The organism is Nocardiopsis sp. SBT366 (assembly GCF_001083815.1).
GTDB lineage: Bacteria > Actinomycetota > Actinomycetes > Streptosporangiales > Streptosporangiaceae > Nocardiopsis > Nocardiopsis prasina.
Window position 1 is genome coordinate 1 of record NZ_LAVM01000103.1, and the last position, 17,990, is coordinate 17,990.

Genomic DNA, 17,990 nt, shown 5'->3' on the forward strand with positions numbered 1-17,990 from the left:
CCCCCGCCCTCCCTACGCGGTGGGCGAGGCGGAGACTCCCTACCTCCCCGATGACCACGAGCCGGGGCGGAGCAGGCACTGGAGCTCGTCCTCCCCACCCGGTCCGCTGTGGAACGGAAGGGCCTCGGCCCCGGATCTGACGGAGCGGCCGCCCGAGGACTCCCTGGACCCGGAGTCCTCGCCCACCGTCCGGATCACACCGAATCCCGACGGCGTCTCTGGTGCCCCCGCCCGACTCGATCCCCGGGAGGGGCCGCCACCAGGTGGGGCACCACCCGCCGCGGGCAGCCTGGTCGCCCCGAACGGGACGCCCCCGGACCTCTGGGCGGACGAATCCGCGAACCCGAACGAGGAGTTCTCCCCGAAAGCCTGGACCAGTACTTCGGTACCGCCCTTCGGTGACCACGGGCTGGACGCCCACGCCACCGCGCTGACGGACCGGGGGGACCGGCGACCACCCGAGTCCTGGAGCGACGAGGCGCGGCGGCTCCACGAGACGGCTCCCGGGGACCGGGACGACGGCTCCGCAGACGCACACCAGGGGCGGCACCCGGGACTCCGGCTCCAGTCCGGCCACGCCACGCGACAACACCACACGGCCGCTCCCGAGACCGAGTCCAGCCCGGAACCCTGGACGGACGACCGCGGCTCAGGCGGCGATCAGGCCGGGCGGCCCTCGGAACTCCGGTCCGGCCGCACCGCGCGACGACACCACGAGGGCGATCCCGACTCCGAGTTCAATCCGAGGGACTCCGAAGGCACTGGTGCACAGGAGCGGCCGGTGTGGGAGCAGACGGGCGTCGTGGCGTCCGGGGACGGGCCCGGGACAGGGACCCGGAACGCACCCGGATCGGAGCGGCCTCCGGGCGGCGGAGACCACCGGAGCCTGGCAGCGGCCCGGCCGCCGTCCGGATACACGGAACTGTCTCCTGAGGGACCCGGTTCCGTCCTGGAACGGGTGGCCGAGCGCTGGGGCTCCACCTCCGCGCTGTCCCGGCGGGCGGTGGTGGCCCTGTTGGTACTGGGGCTGCTCGCCGTGGCGGGTGCCTTCCTGGCCGTGCGGGATCGCCCCGAAGAGGTGACCGTGTCCGAGCTCTCGGACCAGGCCTCCCCGGTCGGTCATGACACGGCCGAACAGGCCGCGTCCGGGGACGAGAGCGGAACGGGTGAGGCGTCCGCGGAACCAGGCGGGGACGTCGTCGTGCACGTGGGCGGTGAGGTCTCCGAGCCCGGGCTATACACCATGCCCGCCGGATCGCGCGTGGCCGACGCGGTGGAGGAGGCGGGTGGTCCGTTGCCCGAAGCCGACCTCGACCTGGTCAACCTCGCCCGACCGCTGACTGACGGCGAGCGCGTTCTGGTCGGGATCCCCCAACCGGACGGTGGATCGGGTGACGGCCCCGAGGGCAGCGGCCCCCTGGTCAACCTCAACCTCGCCGGGCAGTCCGAGCTGGAGACCCTTCCGGGGATCGGGCAGAAGAAGGCCCAGCAGATCCTCGCCCACCGTGAGTCGCTCGGCGGCTCGTTCAGCGGCGTCGAGGACCTGCTCGGCGTGGACGGCATCGCGGAGAAGACGTTCAGGAACCTCGAACCCCACGTGACGGTGGGGTGAGGGTGGTCAGCTGGCTGGGTACCGACGCCCACGGTCTGGACCAACCGCCGGACCTCAAACTGTTTCTCCCCGCCGTCGCCGCCTGGCTGGCCGCGCTCGGCGCGCTGGCGGCGCCTCCTTGGCTGGCGTGGTCGTTCGCGGGAGTGCTGGGTTGCGCCGCGCTGGCGGCACTCCTGGTGCACCACCACGTGCTGGAGGCTCCGGCGTTGGCCCTGGTCGCCACGTTGGCCTGCGGCGCGACGGTGGCGGCGGTGGCGGGGGTTCACGTGCACCGGACCGCCTCCAGCGCCGCCACGGCGGCCGCGGAACAGGGCGGTGAGGCGGCCTTCCGCGCGGTGGTCACCACCGATCCACGTTCCAGGGCTGGCCTGCCGCGTCCGGGCCGAGCCGAGTGGGTGGTGCCCGCACGCACCGAGTGGGTTCGGGTGGACGGTGCGGAACGAGTGTCGCGGGCCCCGGTGGTGGTGCTGGCCTCCGGGCCGGACTGGGAGGGGCTGCTGCCCGGCCAGTCCTTCGAGGCCCGCGGCTCCTTCCTGGCCTCGGACGACGACCAGCTCACCGCCGCCCTGGTACTCGTGCGTGGCCCTCCGGAGGCGGTGGGCGAGCCCGGGAGGTTCCAGGCGTTCGCGGGTGAGGTCCGGTCGGGTCTGCGCGAGGCCTCCGCAGGCCTGTCCCAGCCGGAGCGGGGGCTCCTCCCGGCACTGATCGTCGGTGACGTGTCCGCGTTGCCGGAACGCACGGCCGAGGACTTCCGAGCCACCGGGATGACCCACCTGCTCACCGTCAGCGGCGCCAACCTCGCGATCCTCACCGGGTTCGTTCTGGGGGTGGCCAGGTGGACACGCGCGCCCACCTGGTGCTCGGTGCTGGGCGGCGCGCTGATGATCTGGGTGTTCGTCCTGGTGTGCCGACCCGAGCCGAGCGTGGTGAGGGCGGCGTTCATGGGGTCCCTGGGTCTGTTGGCGTTGGCCACCGGACGGGCGCAGGCGGGGATGCGGGCCCTGTGCGCCACGGTGGTGGGGGTGCTGTTCGTGGCACCCGGGCTGGCCGCGTCGTACGGGTTCGCTCTGTCGGTGCTGGCCACGGCGGGCATCCTGGTGCTCGTGCCCGGTTGGGCACGGGCCTGGTCGGAACGCTGGCCCCGGCCCATGGCCGAGGGCTTCGCGGTCGCGGTGGCCGCGCAGGTGGCGGTCGCGCCCGTGCTGGTGCTGCTGTCCGGCGAGGTGTCCTGGGTGGCGATCCCGGCCAACGTGCTGGCCGCGCCCGTGGTGGCGGTGGTGACCGTGGCCGGGTCGGCGCTGACCGCACTGGCGTCGGTGTGGCCGGGCGCCGCCGCCTTCCTGGTGCCGCTGCCCGGGCTGGGGGTGTCCTGGATCGCTCTGGTGGCCGGGGCCGGGGCGCGGGTCCCGTACGGCGCGCTGCCCTGGCGGTCGGACGTGGCGGGCGGCCTGTTGCTGGCCGTGGTGCTGGTGGTGTTCCTGCTGACCCGTGGCCTGACCCGGCGGGTACTCGCCGCCGTGGCGGCGGCCGTGCTGGTCCTGGGGTTGGCCGCCCGCTGCGTACCGGGAGGGTGGCCGCCTCCCGGGTGGGCCCTGGTCGCCTGCGACGTGGGGCAGGGGGACGCGTTCGTGCTGTCCATTGGGAGAGGGGAGGCGGTGGTCTTCGACACCGGGGACGACCCGGACCTGGTGGACGGCTGTCTGGACCGCCTGGGGATACGCGTGGTGCCGCTGCTGGTCCTCAGCCACGACCACGCCGATCACGTGGACGGCGCGCCCGGCGTGCTGCGACACCGCAGGGTTCCTGTGGCGCTGGCCCCGCCGGGGTTCGGTGAGGGCCCCGCGGGCCGTCTGTTGGCTGAGGAGGGGGTGGAACTGCACGAGGCCCAGCGGGGGCAGCGGTTCCGGGTGGGGCCGTGGCTGCTGCGGGTGCTCTGGCCCAGGAGCGGGTTCGTGGGGTCGGTGAACGACACCTCCGTGGTGGTGCGCGCCGACGGCCCGCAGATGTCCGTGCTGCTCACCGGGGACATCGAGATGGAAGCCCAGAGCGCACTGCTGCGCGAGCCCGAAGCCGAGTTGTTGGCGGTGACGGTGCTGACCACGCCCCACCACGGCTCGAACACCCAGGTCCCCGCCTTCCTCACCGCCACGGAGGCGACGGTGGCGGTCACCTCCGCTGGCCGGGAGAACTCCTACGGCCACCCCACCCCGTTCACGGCGGGAGTGCTGGAAGGGATGGCGCGGGCGCACGCGCGCACCGACCTCGACGGTGACATCGCCGTCCTGGGCGGACCGGTACGGGTGGCCACCCGTGGCCCGAGACCCGACCCGTAGGTATCGCCACCGCGAGGTGGGCGTCCGAATCGGCGATGCAGTCGCGGACACCCGGTCCGGCAGCGGAGGCACGAACAGGGACTGGGAGCGAGGAGGCAAACAGCGATGCGGAAGGTGAGGCACCTGGCGGAGCCGAAGCGGTACCAGCAGGGACCGCTGGTGTGCCCACTCGCGCTGGCCTCCCCGCGAGCGAGATCCCACCGCCCCTGGCCAGCGGGAATCCGCGGAACCCGCTTTGACGCAAGGTGCGAGCACCCGACACCGGCCGAGCCGCAACCGAGGACGCGCCGCCCCGGGGCGGCGGGGTTCGCGGGCGCCCGGATGGGTGCCCGGGTGGGTGCCCGGGTGGTCGCCCGTGCGTGGCCCACAGAAGCGTGGACCAACGACAGCGATCCGCTCGGAGACCGGTGATCGGGCACAGGTTGGTCGGTGGAGCGTGGCATCCTCGTTGTATGCCTGCACCCGCCCTCATCACGCTCATCGTCGGCGACGAGGAGCTCCTCGTCGACCGGGCCGTGGCCGCCGTCGTCGCCTCGGCCCGCGAGGAGGACCCCGAGGTGGACGTCCACGACCTCGTGCCCGCCCAGGTGGGCCTGTCCACCCTGGTGGAGGTCACGTCCCCCTCGCTCTTCGGCGACCGCCGGGTGGTGGTGATCCGCTCCTCCCAGGACCTGGTCAAGGACCTGGCGGCGACCGTCACCGACTACCTCAAGGCCCCCGCCGACGACGTGTTCATGGTGCTCACCCACGCGGGTGGTGCCAAGGGCAAGGCCCTGCTCCAGGCCGCGGTGAAGGCCGGGGCCCAGCGGGTGGACTGCAAGGGTCCCACCAAGGGGCCCGAGCGGGTCGCCTTCGTCAAGAGCGAGTTCTCCTCGGCCGGACGGCAGATCACTCCGGACGCCGCGCAGGCGCTGGTGGACGCCGTCGGCACCGAGTTGCGTGAGATCGCCGCGGCCTGCACCCAGCTGGTCGCGGACACCGAGGGCAGGGTGGACGCGGCGGCGGTGGCCAGGTACCACTCCGGCAAGGCGGAGGCCTCGGGATTCACCGTCGCCGACCGTGCCGTGGAGGGCCGCCTGCCCGAGGCCCTGGAGCAGTTGCGCTGGTCCCTGGCGGTGGGCACCGCCCCGGTGCTGATCAACAGCGCCCTGGCCGGTGCCGTGCGCGGGATCGCGGTGGCCGCCCAGCCTCCGCGCGGTATGAACGAGGCGGAGCTGGCTAGGCGGGCCAAGGTACCGCCGTGGAAGCTGCGCACCCTGCGTCAGCAGGCTCGTGGATGGAGCGCGGCCGGGGTGACCCGGGCGATGGCGGTGATCGCCGAGACCGACGCGCTCATCAAGGGCGCCGGACGCGATCCCGAGTACGCGCTGGAGCGCGCGGTGATCGAGATCGCCCGCGCCCGAGGCACCCGCTGAACGGAGCGGAAGGCCCCGGCGCCGTGACCACTGGAACCTGACCAGGGAGCGCCGGGGTTGCCGCTGCCGTGGGCACGACCATGGCTCCGGCCTTGACTGGCCTCCAGGTATCCGAAGCGGCCCCCTCAGGGCGGCTTCCCCCATCCGGGAACCAGGGACCTCTGGAGTCTCGAACCGAGCCGCCCGCGGACATGGCTGGCAAGAGGCGGCCGCCCGCAGGTGCGGTCGCACCTCAGCATGCCGGAACGGGCCCGCCCCGGCACAGGCTGGCGGAGAGCCCCGCGGGTACCAGGTCCGACCCCGGCGTTCCCACCGGCCCGCGCACGGCGTGGGACTGACCATGGAGAGCCCGCAGTTCGGGACCTGGCGATCGCACCGAGGACGCGCACGCCCCTGGGCACTCGTGGCCGCCCCACACGCTCCCAGGAGTGACGTCAGTGGATGGTGCGGCCGCCCTGCCACACACGCAGGGTGTGCAGGCCCATGGACCACGCGAAGGCGCCCTCGTGATCGGCGTCCCACTGCACGAGATCGGCCAGCATCCCCGGAGCGATCATGCCCCGGTCGTTCAGACCCAGCGCGTGCGCGCTGCCCGCCGTGGCGGCGTTGAGCGCCTCCTGGACGGTCATCTCGAACATGGACACCGCGAGGGAGATCACCAGCGGCATGGACGTGGTTCCGGACTGGCCCGGGTTGTGGTCGGTGCCCAGACCCACGGGTACGCCGTGGTCGAGCAGGGCGCGCACCGGCGGGGTGCGGCGCTCGTGCAGGGCGGTGGTGGGGCAGGCCACGACGGGGGTGCGGGTGGACGCCAGGGCGAGCAGGTCCTCGTCGTCGGCCTCGTGGACGAGGTCCACCGAGGAGCAGCCCAGCTCGGCCGCCATCCGCACGGCCCCGTGCCGGGGCCGCGAGCAGGCGTGCAGGGTGGTGCGCAGGCCCACGGACTGGCCCACGCCCAGGAGCATGTGGGCGTCCTCGGTGGTGAACTGCTGGTTGTCGCAGTACACGTCCACGCCGTCCGCCCCGGCCATGGCGGCGTCGCTGAGCCAGGAGGCGGCGGTGGCCACGTACTCCTTGGGGCGGCCGAAGAACTCCGGCGGGACCCCGTGCGCGGGGAAGAACGTGACGTGCAGGCGGGGCATGCCGGGTTCCTCCTCCAGGGAGCGCAGCAGGCGCACGTCGGCGAGTTCGCCGTCCCGGGTGAGGTGGTAGCCGGTCTTGGCCTCCACGGTGGTGCTGCCGGACAGCACCCAGTGCCGGAGGCGTTCCCGGACCGCGTTGCACAGCGTCCAGGGGTCGGTCCCACGGGTGATGGTGACGGTCGTCGAGACCCCGCCGCCAGCGGCGAAGATGTCCGCGCGGGTGGCGCCCTTGGCCCACATGTTGACCTCGGCGTAGCGGTCACCCGCGTACACGGGGTGGCAGTGGGCGTCGACCAGGCCGGGGGTGACGAGTCCGCCTCCGATGTTGACGACCTCGTCGACCTCGGTGAGGTCCTCCATCACTCCGGGAATGCGTTGGGGGAGCTCGGCCGCGTGGCCGACCCAGGCGATCCGGTCGTTGTCCATCAGGATGGCGGCCTTGGTGAGCAGCTCGTTCCCGGTCCACAGCCGACCGATGTTGGTGAGGAGTACTACCGTCATGGGGTGGTCCGCCCTCGCCGGTCAGATCCGCCGCGGTACGCGCGGAGCAGGGGCGTGGGGTGCACGGGCGGGCATGGCGACCTCGTATCTGGATGCGATTCCGACAGGGCCGTGGGCGACCCGGAGTCGCCTCGCGGTGCCGTGACAGTGGGGGTTCGCGTCGGCCCGGGGGGACAGCGATCACTGCCGGCCAGTGCTCCAAAACCGTAGTCCATCCTCGGAGCCCGTGTACACCTCCCCCAAGGGACGAATGCGAGCGTTAAGGAGCGAAACTCGCAAGCAGGCAGAGTGATGAAGACCACCCGCACCCCTGTTGAGCTGGTCTTCCACGCTCGGATTCTTCGATACGGCCTTTCAAGCCGGAACGTGAGGGCTCCGGCCGCGACTCTCGGGAACGGGCACTTCCGACACAACGCGGCCGGGACGTCACGGGGACGTCCCGGCCGTGTGTTCTCCAGTACGCGCTGGCTCAGGCGTTACTGGGTGTGTACTCGTCGAGCTTGGCGGCGAGCAGCTCGGGGACGAACGCGTGCAGCGCCGTGCCGTCTCCGGTGTGCTCCTCGCTGATGATGCGGCCCTCCTCGTGCGCCCTTGCGATGAGGTCGCCCCGCGAGTACGGAACCAGAGCCCGTACTTCCTTGGCGAGCTCGGGCAGCGCCTCGGCCAGCGCGGTGACCAGTTCCGCGACGCCCTCACCGGTGCGCGCCGAGACCTCGACCAGGTCGGGGTAGCGCGTACGCAGCGTCCTGAGCGTGTCCGGGTCAGCGGCGTCGACCTTGTTCACCACGATGAGCTCGGGCACGTCCACGGCCTCGATCTCGGCGAACACCTCGCGAACCGCGCTGATCTGCTGTTCGGGGTCGGGGTGGGATCCGTCGACCACGTGCAGGATCAGGTCGGAGTCGGCGACCTCCTCCAGGGTGGAGCGGAACGCCTCCACCAGCTGGTGCGGCAGGTGCCGGACGAAGCCGACGGTGTCGCTCAGCGTGAAGCCGCGGCCGTCGGGCGTGCGGGCCTGACGGACGGTCGGGTCCAGGGTGGCGAACAGCGCGTTCTCCACCAGCACACCGGCGCCGGTGAGCCGGTTGAGCAGGCTCGACTTGCCCGCGTTGGTGTACCCGGCGATCGCCACCGAGGGCACCTCGCGGGTACGGCGGACGTCCTTCTTGACCTCGCGCGCGGTCCGCATGTGGGCGAGCTGACGGCGCAGCTTGGCCATCTTGTCGTTGATGCGCCGACGGTCGGTCTCGATCTTGGTCTCACCGGGACCGCGCAGTCCCACGCCACCGCCCGCGCCGCCTCCGCCGGAGCCGCCCGCCTGTCGGGACAGGGAGTCGCCCCAGCCGCGCAGTCGCGGGAGCAGGTAGTTGAGCTGGGCGAGTTCGACCTGGGCCTTGCCCTCGCTGCTGCTGGCGTGCTGGGCGAAGATGTCGAGGATCAGGGCGGTCCTGTCGACCACCTTGACCTTCACGACGTCCTCCAGCTGGCGCAGCTGGCCGGGGGTGAGTTCGCCGTCGCAGATGACGGTGTCGGCGCCGGTGGCCTCGACGATGTCGCGCAGTTCCGCCGCCTTGCCCTTGCCGACATAGGTCGCTGGGTCGGGCTTGGAGCGGCGCTGGGTGAGTCCTTCGAGGACGAGGGCGCCAGCCGTCTCGGCGAGTGCGGCGAGTTCGGTCAGTGAGTTGTCGGCCTCGGCCTGGTTCCCCCTGGTCCAGACGCCGATGAGCACGACTCGTTCCAGCCGCAGCTTCCGGTACTCGACCTCGGTGACGTCGGTGAGCTCGGTGGACAGCCCCTGGACGCGGCGGAGCGCGTGCCGTTCGGCCAGCTCCATCTCGCCCTGGTCGGGTGCGTGACCCTGGTCCTCGTGGTGGGCACCGCCGGTGGCCTCGCCGCCGGTGGTGCTCCCCTCACGGAAGTCGTCCTCGCCGTGGCCGTCGTGGCCCGCGTGGTCGCTTCCGTGGGTGTCAGCTGTATTCATATCCCTCCAGGTGGGTCAACGCATGTGCCGCCATGGTTCTTCCCGGAGCGGAGACGGCGGCCCCGTGGTAACGATGCTCGCACCTCCGCTCGGGCAGGGCATCCGAATTATCGCAGGGAACGTGACACAGGCCATGCCGACGCGTGGGCGCGTGAGACCCTTGGAGTAGATCGGACTCTCAAGAAGCGCAGATCTTCCGTCGGAACTTTGGACATAATTCCGCCCTGACGAAGATCTCCACTGATCAAGCGCGTGAGTGACGTTGACCGCTCGACATCAAGATAGTAGCTTCATTTCCACATCCCAGAAGCTTATTTCGTATCGCGGAAGGTTATCCATGGGCGCCACGCACGGGGTCGAGATCACCGGCCCCCTCAACGATCGGTTCGACGAGATCCTCACCGAGGAGGCCCTGGCTCTCGTCGCCGAGCTGCACCGCACCTTCGAGTCGCGTCGCCAGGAGCTGCTGGCCGCGCGTCGGACCCGCGAGGAGCGGATCGCCGCCGGGGAGGACCTCGACTTCCTCCCCGAGACCAGGCACATCCGCGAGGACGACAGCTGGAAGGTGGCCCCGGCCGCCCCTGGCATCACCGACCGCCGCGTCGAGATCACCGGTCCCACGGACCGCAAGATGACGATCAACGCGCTCAACTCCGGCGCGAAGGTGTGGCTGGCCGACTTCGAGGACGCCAACACCCCGCTGTGGGAGAACATGATCCAGGGGCAGCTCAACCTGCGTGACGCCCTGGACCGCGAGATCGACTTCACCTCCCCCCAGGGCAAGACCTACGCCCTCAAGGACGACTCCGAGCTGGCCACGATCGTGGTCCGCCCGCGCGGCTGGCACCTGGACGAGAAGCACGTCCTCGTCGACGGCCAGCGCACCAGCGGCGGGATCGTCGACTTCGCGCTGTACTTCTTCCACAGCGCCAAGCGCCAGATCGCCAAGGGCAAGGGCCCCTACTTCTACCTGCCGAAGATGCAGAGCCACCTTGAGGCCCGCCTCTGGAACGACATCTTCGTGCTGGCCCAGGAGCGCCTGGGGATCCCCCGCGGCACCATCCGCGCCACCTGCCTGATCGAGACCATCCCGGCCGCGTTCGAGATGGAGGAGATCCTCTACGAGCTGCGCGAGCACTCCGCCGGTCTCAACGCCGGTCGCTGGGACTACCTCTTCAGCATCATCAAGACCCACCGCACCCGGGGCCGCAGGTTCCTGCTGCCCGAGCGCAACGCCGTCACCATGACCGCGCCCATGATGCGCGCCTACACCGAGCTGCTGGTCAAGACCTGCCACAAGCGCGGCGCCCACGCCATCGGCGGCATGGCCGCGTTCATCCCCTCCCGCAGGGACGAGGAGGTCAACCGGAACGCCTTCGCCAAGGTCCGCGACGACAAGTCCCGCGAGTCCGGCGACGGCTTCGACGGCTCCTGGGTCGCCCACCCCGACCTGGTCCCGATCGCCCGCGAGATCTTCGACGGCGTCCTGGGCGACCGCCCCAACCAGATCGACAAGCAGCGCCCCGAGGTCGAGGTGACCGCCGCCGACCTGCTCTCCGTGGACCAGACCCCGGGCGGCGTGACGCTCGCCGGTCTTCGCGGCAACGTCAACGTCGCCCTCCAGTACCTGGCGGCGTGGATGGGCGGAAACGGCGCGGTGGCGATCCACAACCTCATGGAGGACGCCGCCACCGCCGAGATCTCGCGGTCCCAGATCTGGCAGTGGCTGCACAACGACGTCACCCTGGACGGCGGTGAGAAGGTCACCGCCGAGCTGGTCCGGCAGATCATCGGCGAGGAGCTGGCCGCCATCCGAGAGGCCCTCGGCGCCAACTTCGACGAGGACCTCTACCAGCAGGCCAGCGAGCTCTTCACCGAGGTCGCCCTGGACGACGACTACGTCGACTTCCTGACCCTGCCCGCCTACGAGCGCATGCCCTAGCGAACCGGGACCCGTCCAGCGCGGCCAACTTGGACGGATCGGGCCGGTCCGCGGTGCTCGCCCCACGGCCCGCCGGACCCCCATCGGTTTCACGCAACGAAATGCCGCTTCCACCGTGCCCCTTGCTTCGGCAGGGGGCACGGTCGTACGGTCCCCTTGCGAGGCCGAAGTCGGAGAACGCCACCCCCAGCCGCGTTCTCCGCACGGAACCGGGAGGCGCCCATGACCACGTCCGCACCCGACACGCCCACGGTGCTGACCGCCCTGGTTCCCCGGCTGCGCGAGATCTGCGGCGAGGACGGGGTCCTGACCGACCCCTCCCAACGACGCGTCTACGAGAGCGACGGCCTCACCTACCACCGCGCCACCCCCGGTGTCGTGGTCATGCCGACCACCACCGAGCAGGTCGCCGCCGTGATCCGGCTCTGCGCCAGGCACCGCGTCCCCTACGTTCCGCGTGGAGCGGGCACCGGCCTGTCAGCGGGGGCGCTCCCCCACGCCGAGGGCGTACTCCTGGTCACCTCGCGCATGCGGCGCATCGTCGAGATCGACGTCGAGAACGAGTGCGCCGTGGTCGAACCGGGCGTGGCCAACCTCGACATCACCCGGGCCGCCAGCCCCCACGGCTACTACTACGCGCCCGACCCCTCCAGCCAGCAGGTGTGCTCGGTCGGCGGCAACGTCGCGGAGAACTCCGGCGGCGCCCACTGTCTCAAGTACGGATTCACCGTCAACCACGTGCGCGGACTCCAGATCGTCACCCCGGCGGGCGAGATCGTCGAACTCGGCGGCAAGGCTCCGGGCGCGCACGGATACGACCTCATCGGGGCGTTCGTCGGCTCGGAGGGCACCCTGGGGGTGGCCACGCGCGTCACCGTGTCCCTGACCCGTTCCCCCGAGAAGACCGTCACCCTGCTGTCGGCGTTCACCTCGCTGGACGCGGGCGGGCAGGCGGTGAGCGCCATCATCTCCGCCGGGGTGCTGCCGTCCGCCATCGAGATGATGGACGCCCTGGCCATCGAGGCCGCCGAGCTGGCCGTGGCCTGCGACTACCCCGAAGGGGCGGCCGCCGTGCTGGTGGTGGAGCTGGACGGCCCCGCCGAGGAGGTCGACGCCCAGTTGGAGCGGGTCACCGCCCTGTGCGCGGACTCCGGTTCCTTCGAGACCCGCGCGGCCAGCGGCGCCGAGGAGCGCGCCCTGATCTGGAAGGGCCGCAAGTCCGCCTTCGCGGCCGTGGGCCGGATCAGCCCGGCCTACATCGTCCAGGACGGGGTGGTGCCGCGCACCGCACTGGGCGAGGTGCTGGGCCGGATCGCCGCGCTGTCGGAGGAGTCCGGCATCCGGGTGGCCAACGTGTTCCACGCCGGAGACGGCAACCTGCACCCGCTCGTGCTGTTCGACGACGCCGAGCCCGGCGCGGGCGAGCGCGCCGAGCGGGTGTCCGGGGCGATCCTGGACCTGTGCATCGAGCACGGCGGGTCCATCACCGGCGAACACGGGGTGGGCGTGGACAAGGCGTGCAAGATGCCCCGCATGTTCGACGACGCCGCGTTGGAGACCTTCGACCTGTTCCGGCGGGCCTTCGATCCGGACGGGATCGCCAACCCGGAGAAACTGCTGCCCACGCCGCGCCTGTGCGGTGAGCGGCCCGGGGTGCGCACCGGGGTCCATCCGCTGGTCGAGTCCGGGGAGGCTGAGCAGTTCTGAGCCGTCCGGACCGTGGACGGTACGGGAGTGACGAGTGGGCCGGGAGGGCCAAGGTGAACCTGGATGTCGAGGGCTGCGAACTGCGGGAGGCGACCGCTGAGGACTCCGTGTGCGGGGTGGAGCCCCGGTACGTGGCGACGCCGACCGACACCGACGCCCTCGCGGGGGTGATGGCGGCGGCTCACCGGAACTCGCTCTCGGTGACCGTGCGGGGTGGCGGCACCGCCCTGGGCTGGGGCTGGCCGCCCCGTTCCCTGGACCTGCTGGTGGACGTCTCCGCGCTCTCCTGGATCGACCACAACGCCGGTGACCTGGTGGTGGAGGTCGGCGCGGGCACCCCGGTCGCCGACCTGTACGCGGCGCTGGCCTCGGCCGGGCAGCGGCTGTCCTACGATCCGGTCAGGGCCGGTGGCACGGTGGGCGGCGCGGTGGCCACGGGAGTGAGCGGCCCGCGCCGTCTGCTCTCCGGAGCCCTGCGCGACCTCGTGATCGGGATGACGGTGGTGCGCGCGGACGGGGTGGTGGCCCGCAGCGGCGGCCGGGTGGTGAAGAACGTGGCAGGGTACGACCTGGCCAAGCTGCACACCGGTGGCTACGGCACGCTCGGCGTGATCGCGTCGGTCGCCTTCCGTCTGCACCCCCTTCCGGAGTCCCTGCGGGTGGTGAGCGCCCGTGTGTCCTCCCGGCCAGTGGCGGAGCGGGCCCTGGCCGCACTCAGGGCGACCTCCGTGGTGCCCTCGGCCGTGGAACTCGACTGGCCCGCCGAGGGCCCCGGGCGGCTGGACGTGGTGCTGGAGGGCACCCCGGCCGGGCTGGAGGCGCGCGCGGAGAGGACGGCGCTCGCCCTGGCCGAGGGATCGGAGGACTCCCCCACCATCGCCGAGACCCTGCCCGAGGGCTGGGGTCTGCTGCCCGGCGAGGGAACGCTCGCCCTGGTCACGGCCCCGCCCGCGGAGAGCGTCGCCGCCGCCGCGTGGGTGTCGGAGGTCTCCGGGGCGGTCGACGCGGGCGCGCACACCCGCGGGTCGGCGTCCACCGGTTCCCTCATCGTGTCCTTCCCCCCGGGAACCGACCCGGAGCGGATCGGACTGGTGGTCGACGGCGTGCGGTCGGCCACCGAGCATCCGCTGGTCCTGCTGCGCGCGGAACCGGACGTGCGGGCCTCCGGGATCAGCCCGTGGGGCGAGGTCCCCGCGCTGGGCCTGATGCGCGCGGTCAAGGACTCCCTCGACCCCGGGCACCGCCTGTCCCCCGGCCGGTTCGCCGGGGGGATCTGAGCCATCCGGCCCGCCACCGTTCGCCTCGATCCAGGGAGCCCGCTTGACCGACCTACCGACCGAACCGGCCAGTGGTGGTCCCGGCGAGCGAGAACGGCTCTTCGGCGACCTGCTGAGCGACTGCGTGCACTGCGGGTTCTGTCTGCCCACGTGCCCCACCAACGTGCTGTGGGGTCAGGAGATGGACTCCCCGCGCGGGCGTATCCACCTGATGGGCCAGATGCACGAGGAGGACGTGCTCACCGAGACCGCCGTGGGGCACTTCGACAACTGCCTGGGGTGTCTGGCGTGCGTGTCCTCGTGCCCCTCCGGGGTGGCCTACGACGCCCTCATCGAGCACACCCGGTTCCGGGTCGAGGAGGAGCACCGGCGAACTCCGGGCGAACGCGCGCTGCGCACCGCCGTGTTCTCGCTCTTCCCCCACCGCCGACGCCTCAGAGCGTTGCGCGGGCCGCTGCGCGCCTACCAGGCCAGCGGGGTATCCGCGTTGGTCCGCAGGTCCGGGGTCCTGGACCGGATCTCACCGACTCTGGCCACCATGGAGCGGATCGCGCCGCCGTTGTCGGCGCCCCCTCCCCCGCTGCCCGAGCTCGTCCCGGCCGTCGGTGAGCGGCGCGCCCGGGTGGGCATGCTGGTGGGCTGTGTGCAGGGCGCCTTCTTCCCCGAGGTCAACTCGGCCACCGCCCGTGTGCTCGCCCTGGAGGGCTGTGAGGTGGTGATCCCGCGCTCCCAGGGGTGCTGCGGGGCGCTGTCGGGCCACTCGGGGCGGCTCACCGAGGCGGCCGAGTTCGCCAAGGGTCTGGTGGAGGTGTTCGAGGCCCGCCAGGTGGAGCGGATCGTCGTGAACTCGGCCGGGTGCGGGTCCAGCATGAAGCACTTCGACCGGACCCTGGAGGAGGCGGGGGCGGGACCGGCTTGGGTGGAGCGGGCCAGGGATGTCTCGTCGAAGGTGGTGGACCTGACCGAGTACCTGGTGGACCTGGGGCCGCGCGCCGAGCGGCACCCGCTTCCGCTCCGCGTGGCCTACCACGACGCGTGTCACCTGTCCCACGGCCAGGGTGTCACCAGCCAGCCGCGCGAGCTGCTCCGGCAGATCCCCGGCCTGGAGGTGGTGGACCTGCCCAACAAGGAGATCTGCTGCGGTTCGGCGGGGGTGTACAACCTGTTCAAGCCGGAGGCCGCGGGCGAGCTGGGCGATCGCAAGGGCGCCGACGTGGCCTCCACCGGGGCCGGGCTCCTGGTGTCGGGCAACCCCGGGTGCTCCCTGCAGATCGCCTCGGCCATGGAGCGCGCGGGTTCGTCGGTGTCGGTGACCCACACAGCCCAGCTCCTGGACGCCTCTCTGCGCGGTCTGGACGCGCGACGGCTGTGGGGAGCGCACGAACGACGGTGAACGTCGAGCGGTCCCGTCAGAGCAGGATGGTCTCGCCCTCGGCGACGATCGTGGCGGGACCGCTCAGGCGGGCACCGGAGGCGTCAAGGTAGACCGTGCACTCTCCCCCGGGGACGCGCACCCGCCACGTGGCACCCTCACCCGCCGGGGTCGCCGCCGCGGCCGTGGCGACGATGCCGGTGCCGCAGGAGCGGGTCTCACCGGACCCCCGCTCGTACACGCGCATCTCCAGCACACCGGGGCCGACCTCGGAGTAGACCTCGACGTTGGCTCCCTCGGGGAAGGCCTCGTCGTCGAGCGCGGGCAGTTCGGTGAGGTCGATCTCGGCGACCGGGGCGTCGACCTCACAGGCCAGGTGCGGGTTGCCCACGGAGATGCGGGCGCCGTGCACGACCTGCCGGGCGAGCTTGGCCGAGGAGGTGCCCAGCCGCTCGACCCGGCCCATGTCCACGGTGACGTCGCCGTCGGCCTCGATCACGACGGCCTTGGCGCCGTCCCGGGTACCGACCTCGAAGCGGTCGTCCGTGACGAGACCGGCGTGCCGCAGGTAGTGGGCGAAGACCCGCACCCCGTTGCCGCACATCTCGGCGACGCTGCCGTCCGAGTTGCGGTAGTCCATGAACCACTCGGTCCGCTCGGCGGTGCGGGCGGCCGGGGCGAGCGCCTCACCGAGGGCGGGCGTGCGCACCACCCGGAGGACACCGTCACCCCCGATACCGGCCCGTCGGTCGCACAGCGACCGGACGGTCTCCTCCGTGAGCTGGAGCTCCCCGTCGGGGTCGGGGAGAATCACGAAGTCGTTCTCGGTTCCGTGGCCCTTGGCGAATCGCATGCTGGCCATCCTAGACGCGCACGTCGAGGTCATCGAACGGAGCGCTCTCCCACCGAACTCCCACCGATCTCTCACCCGCTCTGGCCACGGAGCCGGCCGGACGTGGCTACGCTGGAGGGATGATCAAGGTGATCGCGGTCGTGGGCCCGACCGCTGTGGGCAAGTCGGACCTGGCCGTCGATCTGGCGGAGTGGTTGGAGGAACGCACCGGCCGTCGGGGCGAGGTGATCAACGCCGATTCCATGCAGCTGTACCGGGGCATGGACATCGGCACCGCGAAGCTCCCCTTGGAGGAGCGCCGGGGCGTGCCGCACCACCTGCTGGACATCTGGGACGTGCACGAACCCGCCGACGTCGCCACCTACCAGACCCTCGCCCGGGAGCGGGTGGACGACTGCGCGGACCGCGACGTCATCCCCGTCCTCGTGGGCGGTTCCGGCCTGTACGTGCGCGCGGTCCTGGACCACATGGAGTTCCCGGGCACCAACCCCCGGGTGCGTGCGCGACTGGAGAACGAGCTGGCCGACGTGGGCCCGGGGCTGATGCACGCCAGGCTGGCCGAGGCCGACCCCGAGGCCGCCCGCACCATCCTGCCCGGCAACGGTCGGCGGATCGTCCGCGCGCTGGAGGTCATCGAGCTGACCGGGCGGCCGTTCACCGCCAACCTGCCCGACCACACCTCCTTCTACCCGTGCGCCCAGCTGGGGCTGAGCGCCCCGCGCCCCGAGCTCGACGAGCGCATCGACCTGCGGGTCGAGCGCATGTGGGACCAGGGGCTGCTGGAGGAGGTCCGCCGCCTGGACAAGCAGGGGCTGCGCGAGGGGCGCACCGCGTCCAAGGCGCTGGGCTACGCGCAGGCCCTCGCCCAGCTGGACGGCGAGCTCACCGAGACCGAGGCCAAGGAGCAGACCGCCCAGGCCACGCGCCGGTTCGCCCGGCGCCAGGAGTCGTGGTTCCGCCGTGACCACCGGGTGCACTGGCTGCCCTACGACGCCCCGAACCTGTTGGAGCGGGCGATGGCCCAGGTGGAGTCGGCGTTGTCCGGGCGGACCGAGGAACCGGGCGAGGCCCTGGTGGACGTCGCCACGATGCTGCCCAACTCCCAGCGCTGAGCCGGGGCCGGGGCCGGGCCCTTCGGGATCAGGACCAGGTGGCCACGAAGTACCCCACCCCGTAGGGAGCCTCGTAGGCGAGCAGGTCACCGGTGAGGGCCGCCTCCCCGGCGGCCCCGGCCAGGACCTGCCAGGCGGGGCGCCCGGCCACCATGAGTTCGAGGGCCAGCTCGGGGTCGAGCCCCGCGAGGCGCGCCGTGTCCGCCTTGCCCAGGGCCTCGGCGACGGCGTCGTCGTGGGGCACGGCGCGCTCGTCCACGTACCCCGGTGAGTGTTCGGTCCTGCGGGCGCTTCCGTCGCCCATGACCAGCAACGCCACCCGGTCCGCCGACCCGGCGAGCTCGGCGCCGAGCTCCGCCGCCCGCTCCGGTGTGACGCCGGAGGGAACCTCCAGGTAGCCGTCCGGCTCCAGTCCGTTGCGCTCCGCCAGCCAGCGACCGGTCGTGGCCGCCAGGTCGAGGACGGCCGGTGCTGGTCCCACCCGCAGGTCGACCCCGAAGTCGGCGAGGTCCCCACCGGTGTCGGGACCGAACCGCCGCTCGGTCGCCCCCCGGCCCACGACGAGGAGGCGGTCGGCCCCGCGGAGCCCGGCGACGGCGCGGTCGCAGGCGGCGCGCAGGCCGTCCAGGTCCGGCGCCGCTCCCCGGGCGATCTCGGGGAACAGTACGGGCGGGTGCGGGCACACGGCGGCGGCGATCAACACAAGGGCGAGGCTATCGTTCCGCCCCCCGCCGATCCCGGTC

At 72.2% G+C, this 17,990-nt stretch carries 12 protein-coding genes; 8 read left to right on the top strand and 4 right to left on the bottom strand.

The features are described 5' to 3' along the window. From ADX84_RS26825 to holA, 3 genes are all read left to right on the top strand, one after another. On the top strand, nt 1-1,612 hold a 1,612-nt coding region (locus ADX84_RS26825; protein ID WP_234004157.1), incomplete at its 5' end, for a helix-hairpin-helix domain-containing protein. Nucleotides 1,613-1,614: 2 nt separating this feature from the next. Next, on the top strand, nt 1,615-3,945 hold the full coding sequence (locus ADX84_RS22695) for a ComEC/Rec2 family competence protein (RefSeq protein WP_049578912.1): 2,331 nt from the start codon (nt 1,615-1,617) through the stop codon (nt 3,943-3,945). 452 nt (nt 3,946-4,397) lie between these two features. Beyond that, the gene (holA, locus tag ADX84_RS22700) at nt 4,398-5,360 is read left to right on the top strand and encodes a DNA polymerase III subunit delta (RefSeq protein WP_049578914.1); all 963 of its coding nucleotides are present in this window, start codon (nt 4,398-4,400) and stop codon (nt 5,358-5,360) included. A 434-nt stretch (nt 5,361-5,794) separates the two neighbouring features. Here the strand turns inward: holA and ADX84_RS22705 are convergent, their stop codons facing one another. Continuing rightward, nucleotides 5,795-7,003, bottom strand: a complete 1,209-nt coding sequence (locus tag ADX84_RS22705) for an amidohydrolase family protein (protein WP_049578917.1) — start codon at nt 7,001-7,003, stop codon at nt 5,795-5,797. Between the two features lie 469 nt (nt 7,004-7,472). Then, nucleotides 7,473-8,984, bottom strand: a complete 1,512-nt coding sequence (gene hflX, locus ADX84_RS22710; protein ID WP_049578919.1) for a GTPase HflX — start codon at nt 8,982-8,984, stop codon at nt 7,473-7,475. 337 nt (nt 8,985-9,321) lie between these two features. Between hflX and aceB the strand changes: the two genes are divergently transcribed. The 4 genes from aceB (at nt 9,322) to ADX84_RS22730 (ending at nt 15,303) form a co-directional block, all read left to right on the top strand. Then, complete coding sequence (gene aceB, locus ADX84_RS22715) at nt 9,322-10,926, top strand: malate synthase A (RefSeq protein WP_049578922.1); 1,605 nt, start codon at nt 9,322-9,324, stop codon at nt 10,924-10,926. A 222-nt stretch (nt 10,927-11,148) separates the two neighbouring features. Beyond that, nucleotides 11,149-12,633: an FAD-linked oxidase C-terminal domain-containing protein gene (locus tag ADX84_RS22720; protein ID WP_049578924.1), complete on the top strand. Its 1,485-nt coding sequence runs from the start codon at nt 11,149-11,151 to the stop codon at nt 12,631-12,633. 53 nt (nt 12,634-12,686) lie between these two features. Further along, on the top strand, nt 12,687-13,910 hold the full coding sequence (locus ADX84_RS22725; RefSeq protein ID WP_049578925.1) for an FAD-binding oxidoreductase: 1,224 nt from the start codon (nt 12,687-12,689) through the stop codon (nt 13,908-13,910). Nucleotides 13,911-13,953: 43 nt separating this feature from the next. Beyond that, nucleotides 13,954-15,303, top strand: coding sequence for a (Fe-S)-binding protein (locus tag ADX84_RS22730; RefSeq protein ID WP_049578927.1), 1,350 nt, complete (start codon nt 13,954-13,956; stop codon nt 15,301-15,303). Nucleotides 15,304-15,319: 16 nt separating this feature from the next. Here ADX84_RS22730 and dapF read toward each other — a convergent pair whose 3' ends face one another. Beyond that, nucleotides 15,320-16,144, bottom strand: coding sequence for a diaminopimelate epimerase (gene dapF / locus ADX84_RS22735; RefSeq protein ID WP_082206721.1), 825 nt, complete (start codon nt 16,142-16,144; stop codon nt 15,320-15,322). A gap of 110 nt (nt 16,145-16,254) precedes the next feature. Here dapF and miaA point away from each other — a divergent pair, with 110 nt between their 5' ends. Continuing rightward, nucleotides 16,255-17,247, top strand: a complete 993-nt coding sequence (gene miaA, locus ADX84_RS22740; RefSeq protein WP_049578932.1) for a tRNA (adenosine(37)-N6)-dimethylallyltransferase MiaA — start codon at nt 16,255-16,257, stop codon at nt 17,245-17,247. A 28-nt stretch (nt 17,248-17,275) separates the two neighbouring features. Here miaA and ADX84_RS22745 read toward each other — a convergent pair whose 3' ends face one another. Beyond that, on the bottom strand, nt 17,276-17,950 hold the full coding sequence (locus ADX84_RS22745; protein WP_049578935.1) for a class III extradiol dioxygenase subunit B-like domain-containing protein: 675 nt from the start codon (nt 17,948-17,950) through the stop codon (nt 17,276-17,278). Nucleotides 17,951-17,990: the final 40 nt, after the last annotated feature.

Bases quoted from the DNA above. Each gene is read 5' to 3' on its own strand.
- holA (WP_049578914.1), top strand. From the start codon at position 4,398: ATGCCTGCACCCGCCCTCATCACGCTCATCGTCGGCGACGAGGAGCTC.
- aceB (WP_049578922.1), top strand. From the start codon at position 9,322: ATGGGCGCCACGCACGGGGTCGAGATCACCGGCCCCCTCAACGATCGG.
- ADX84_RS22705 (WP_049578917.1), bottom strand. From the start codon at position 7,003: ATGACGGTAGTACTCCTCACCAACATCGGTCGGCTGTGGACCGGGAAC.
- dapF (WP_082206721.1), bottom strand. From the start codon at position 16,144: ATGGCCAGCATGCGATTCGCCAAGGGCCACGGAACCGAGAACGACTTC.
- hflX (WP_049578919.1), bottom strand. From the start codon at position 8,984: ATGAATACAGCTGACACCCACGGAAGCGACCACGCGGGCCACGACGGC.
- miaA (WP_049578932.1), top strand. From the start codon at position 16,255: ATGATCAAGGTGATCGCGGTCGTGGGCCCGACCGCTGTGGGCAAGTCG.
- ADX84_RS22720 (WP_049578924.1), top strand. From the start codon at position 11,149: ATGACCACGTCCGCACCCGACACGCCCACGGTGCTGACCGCCCTGGTT.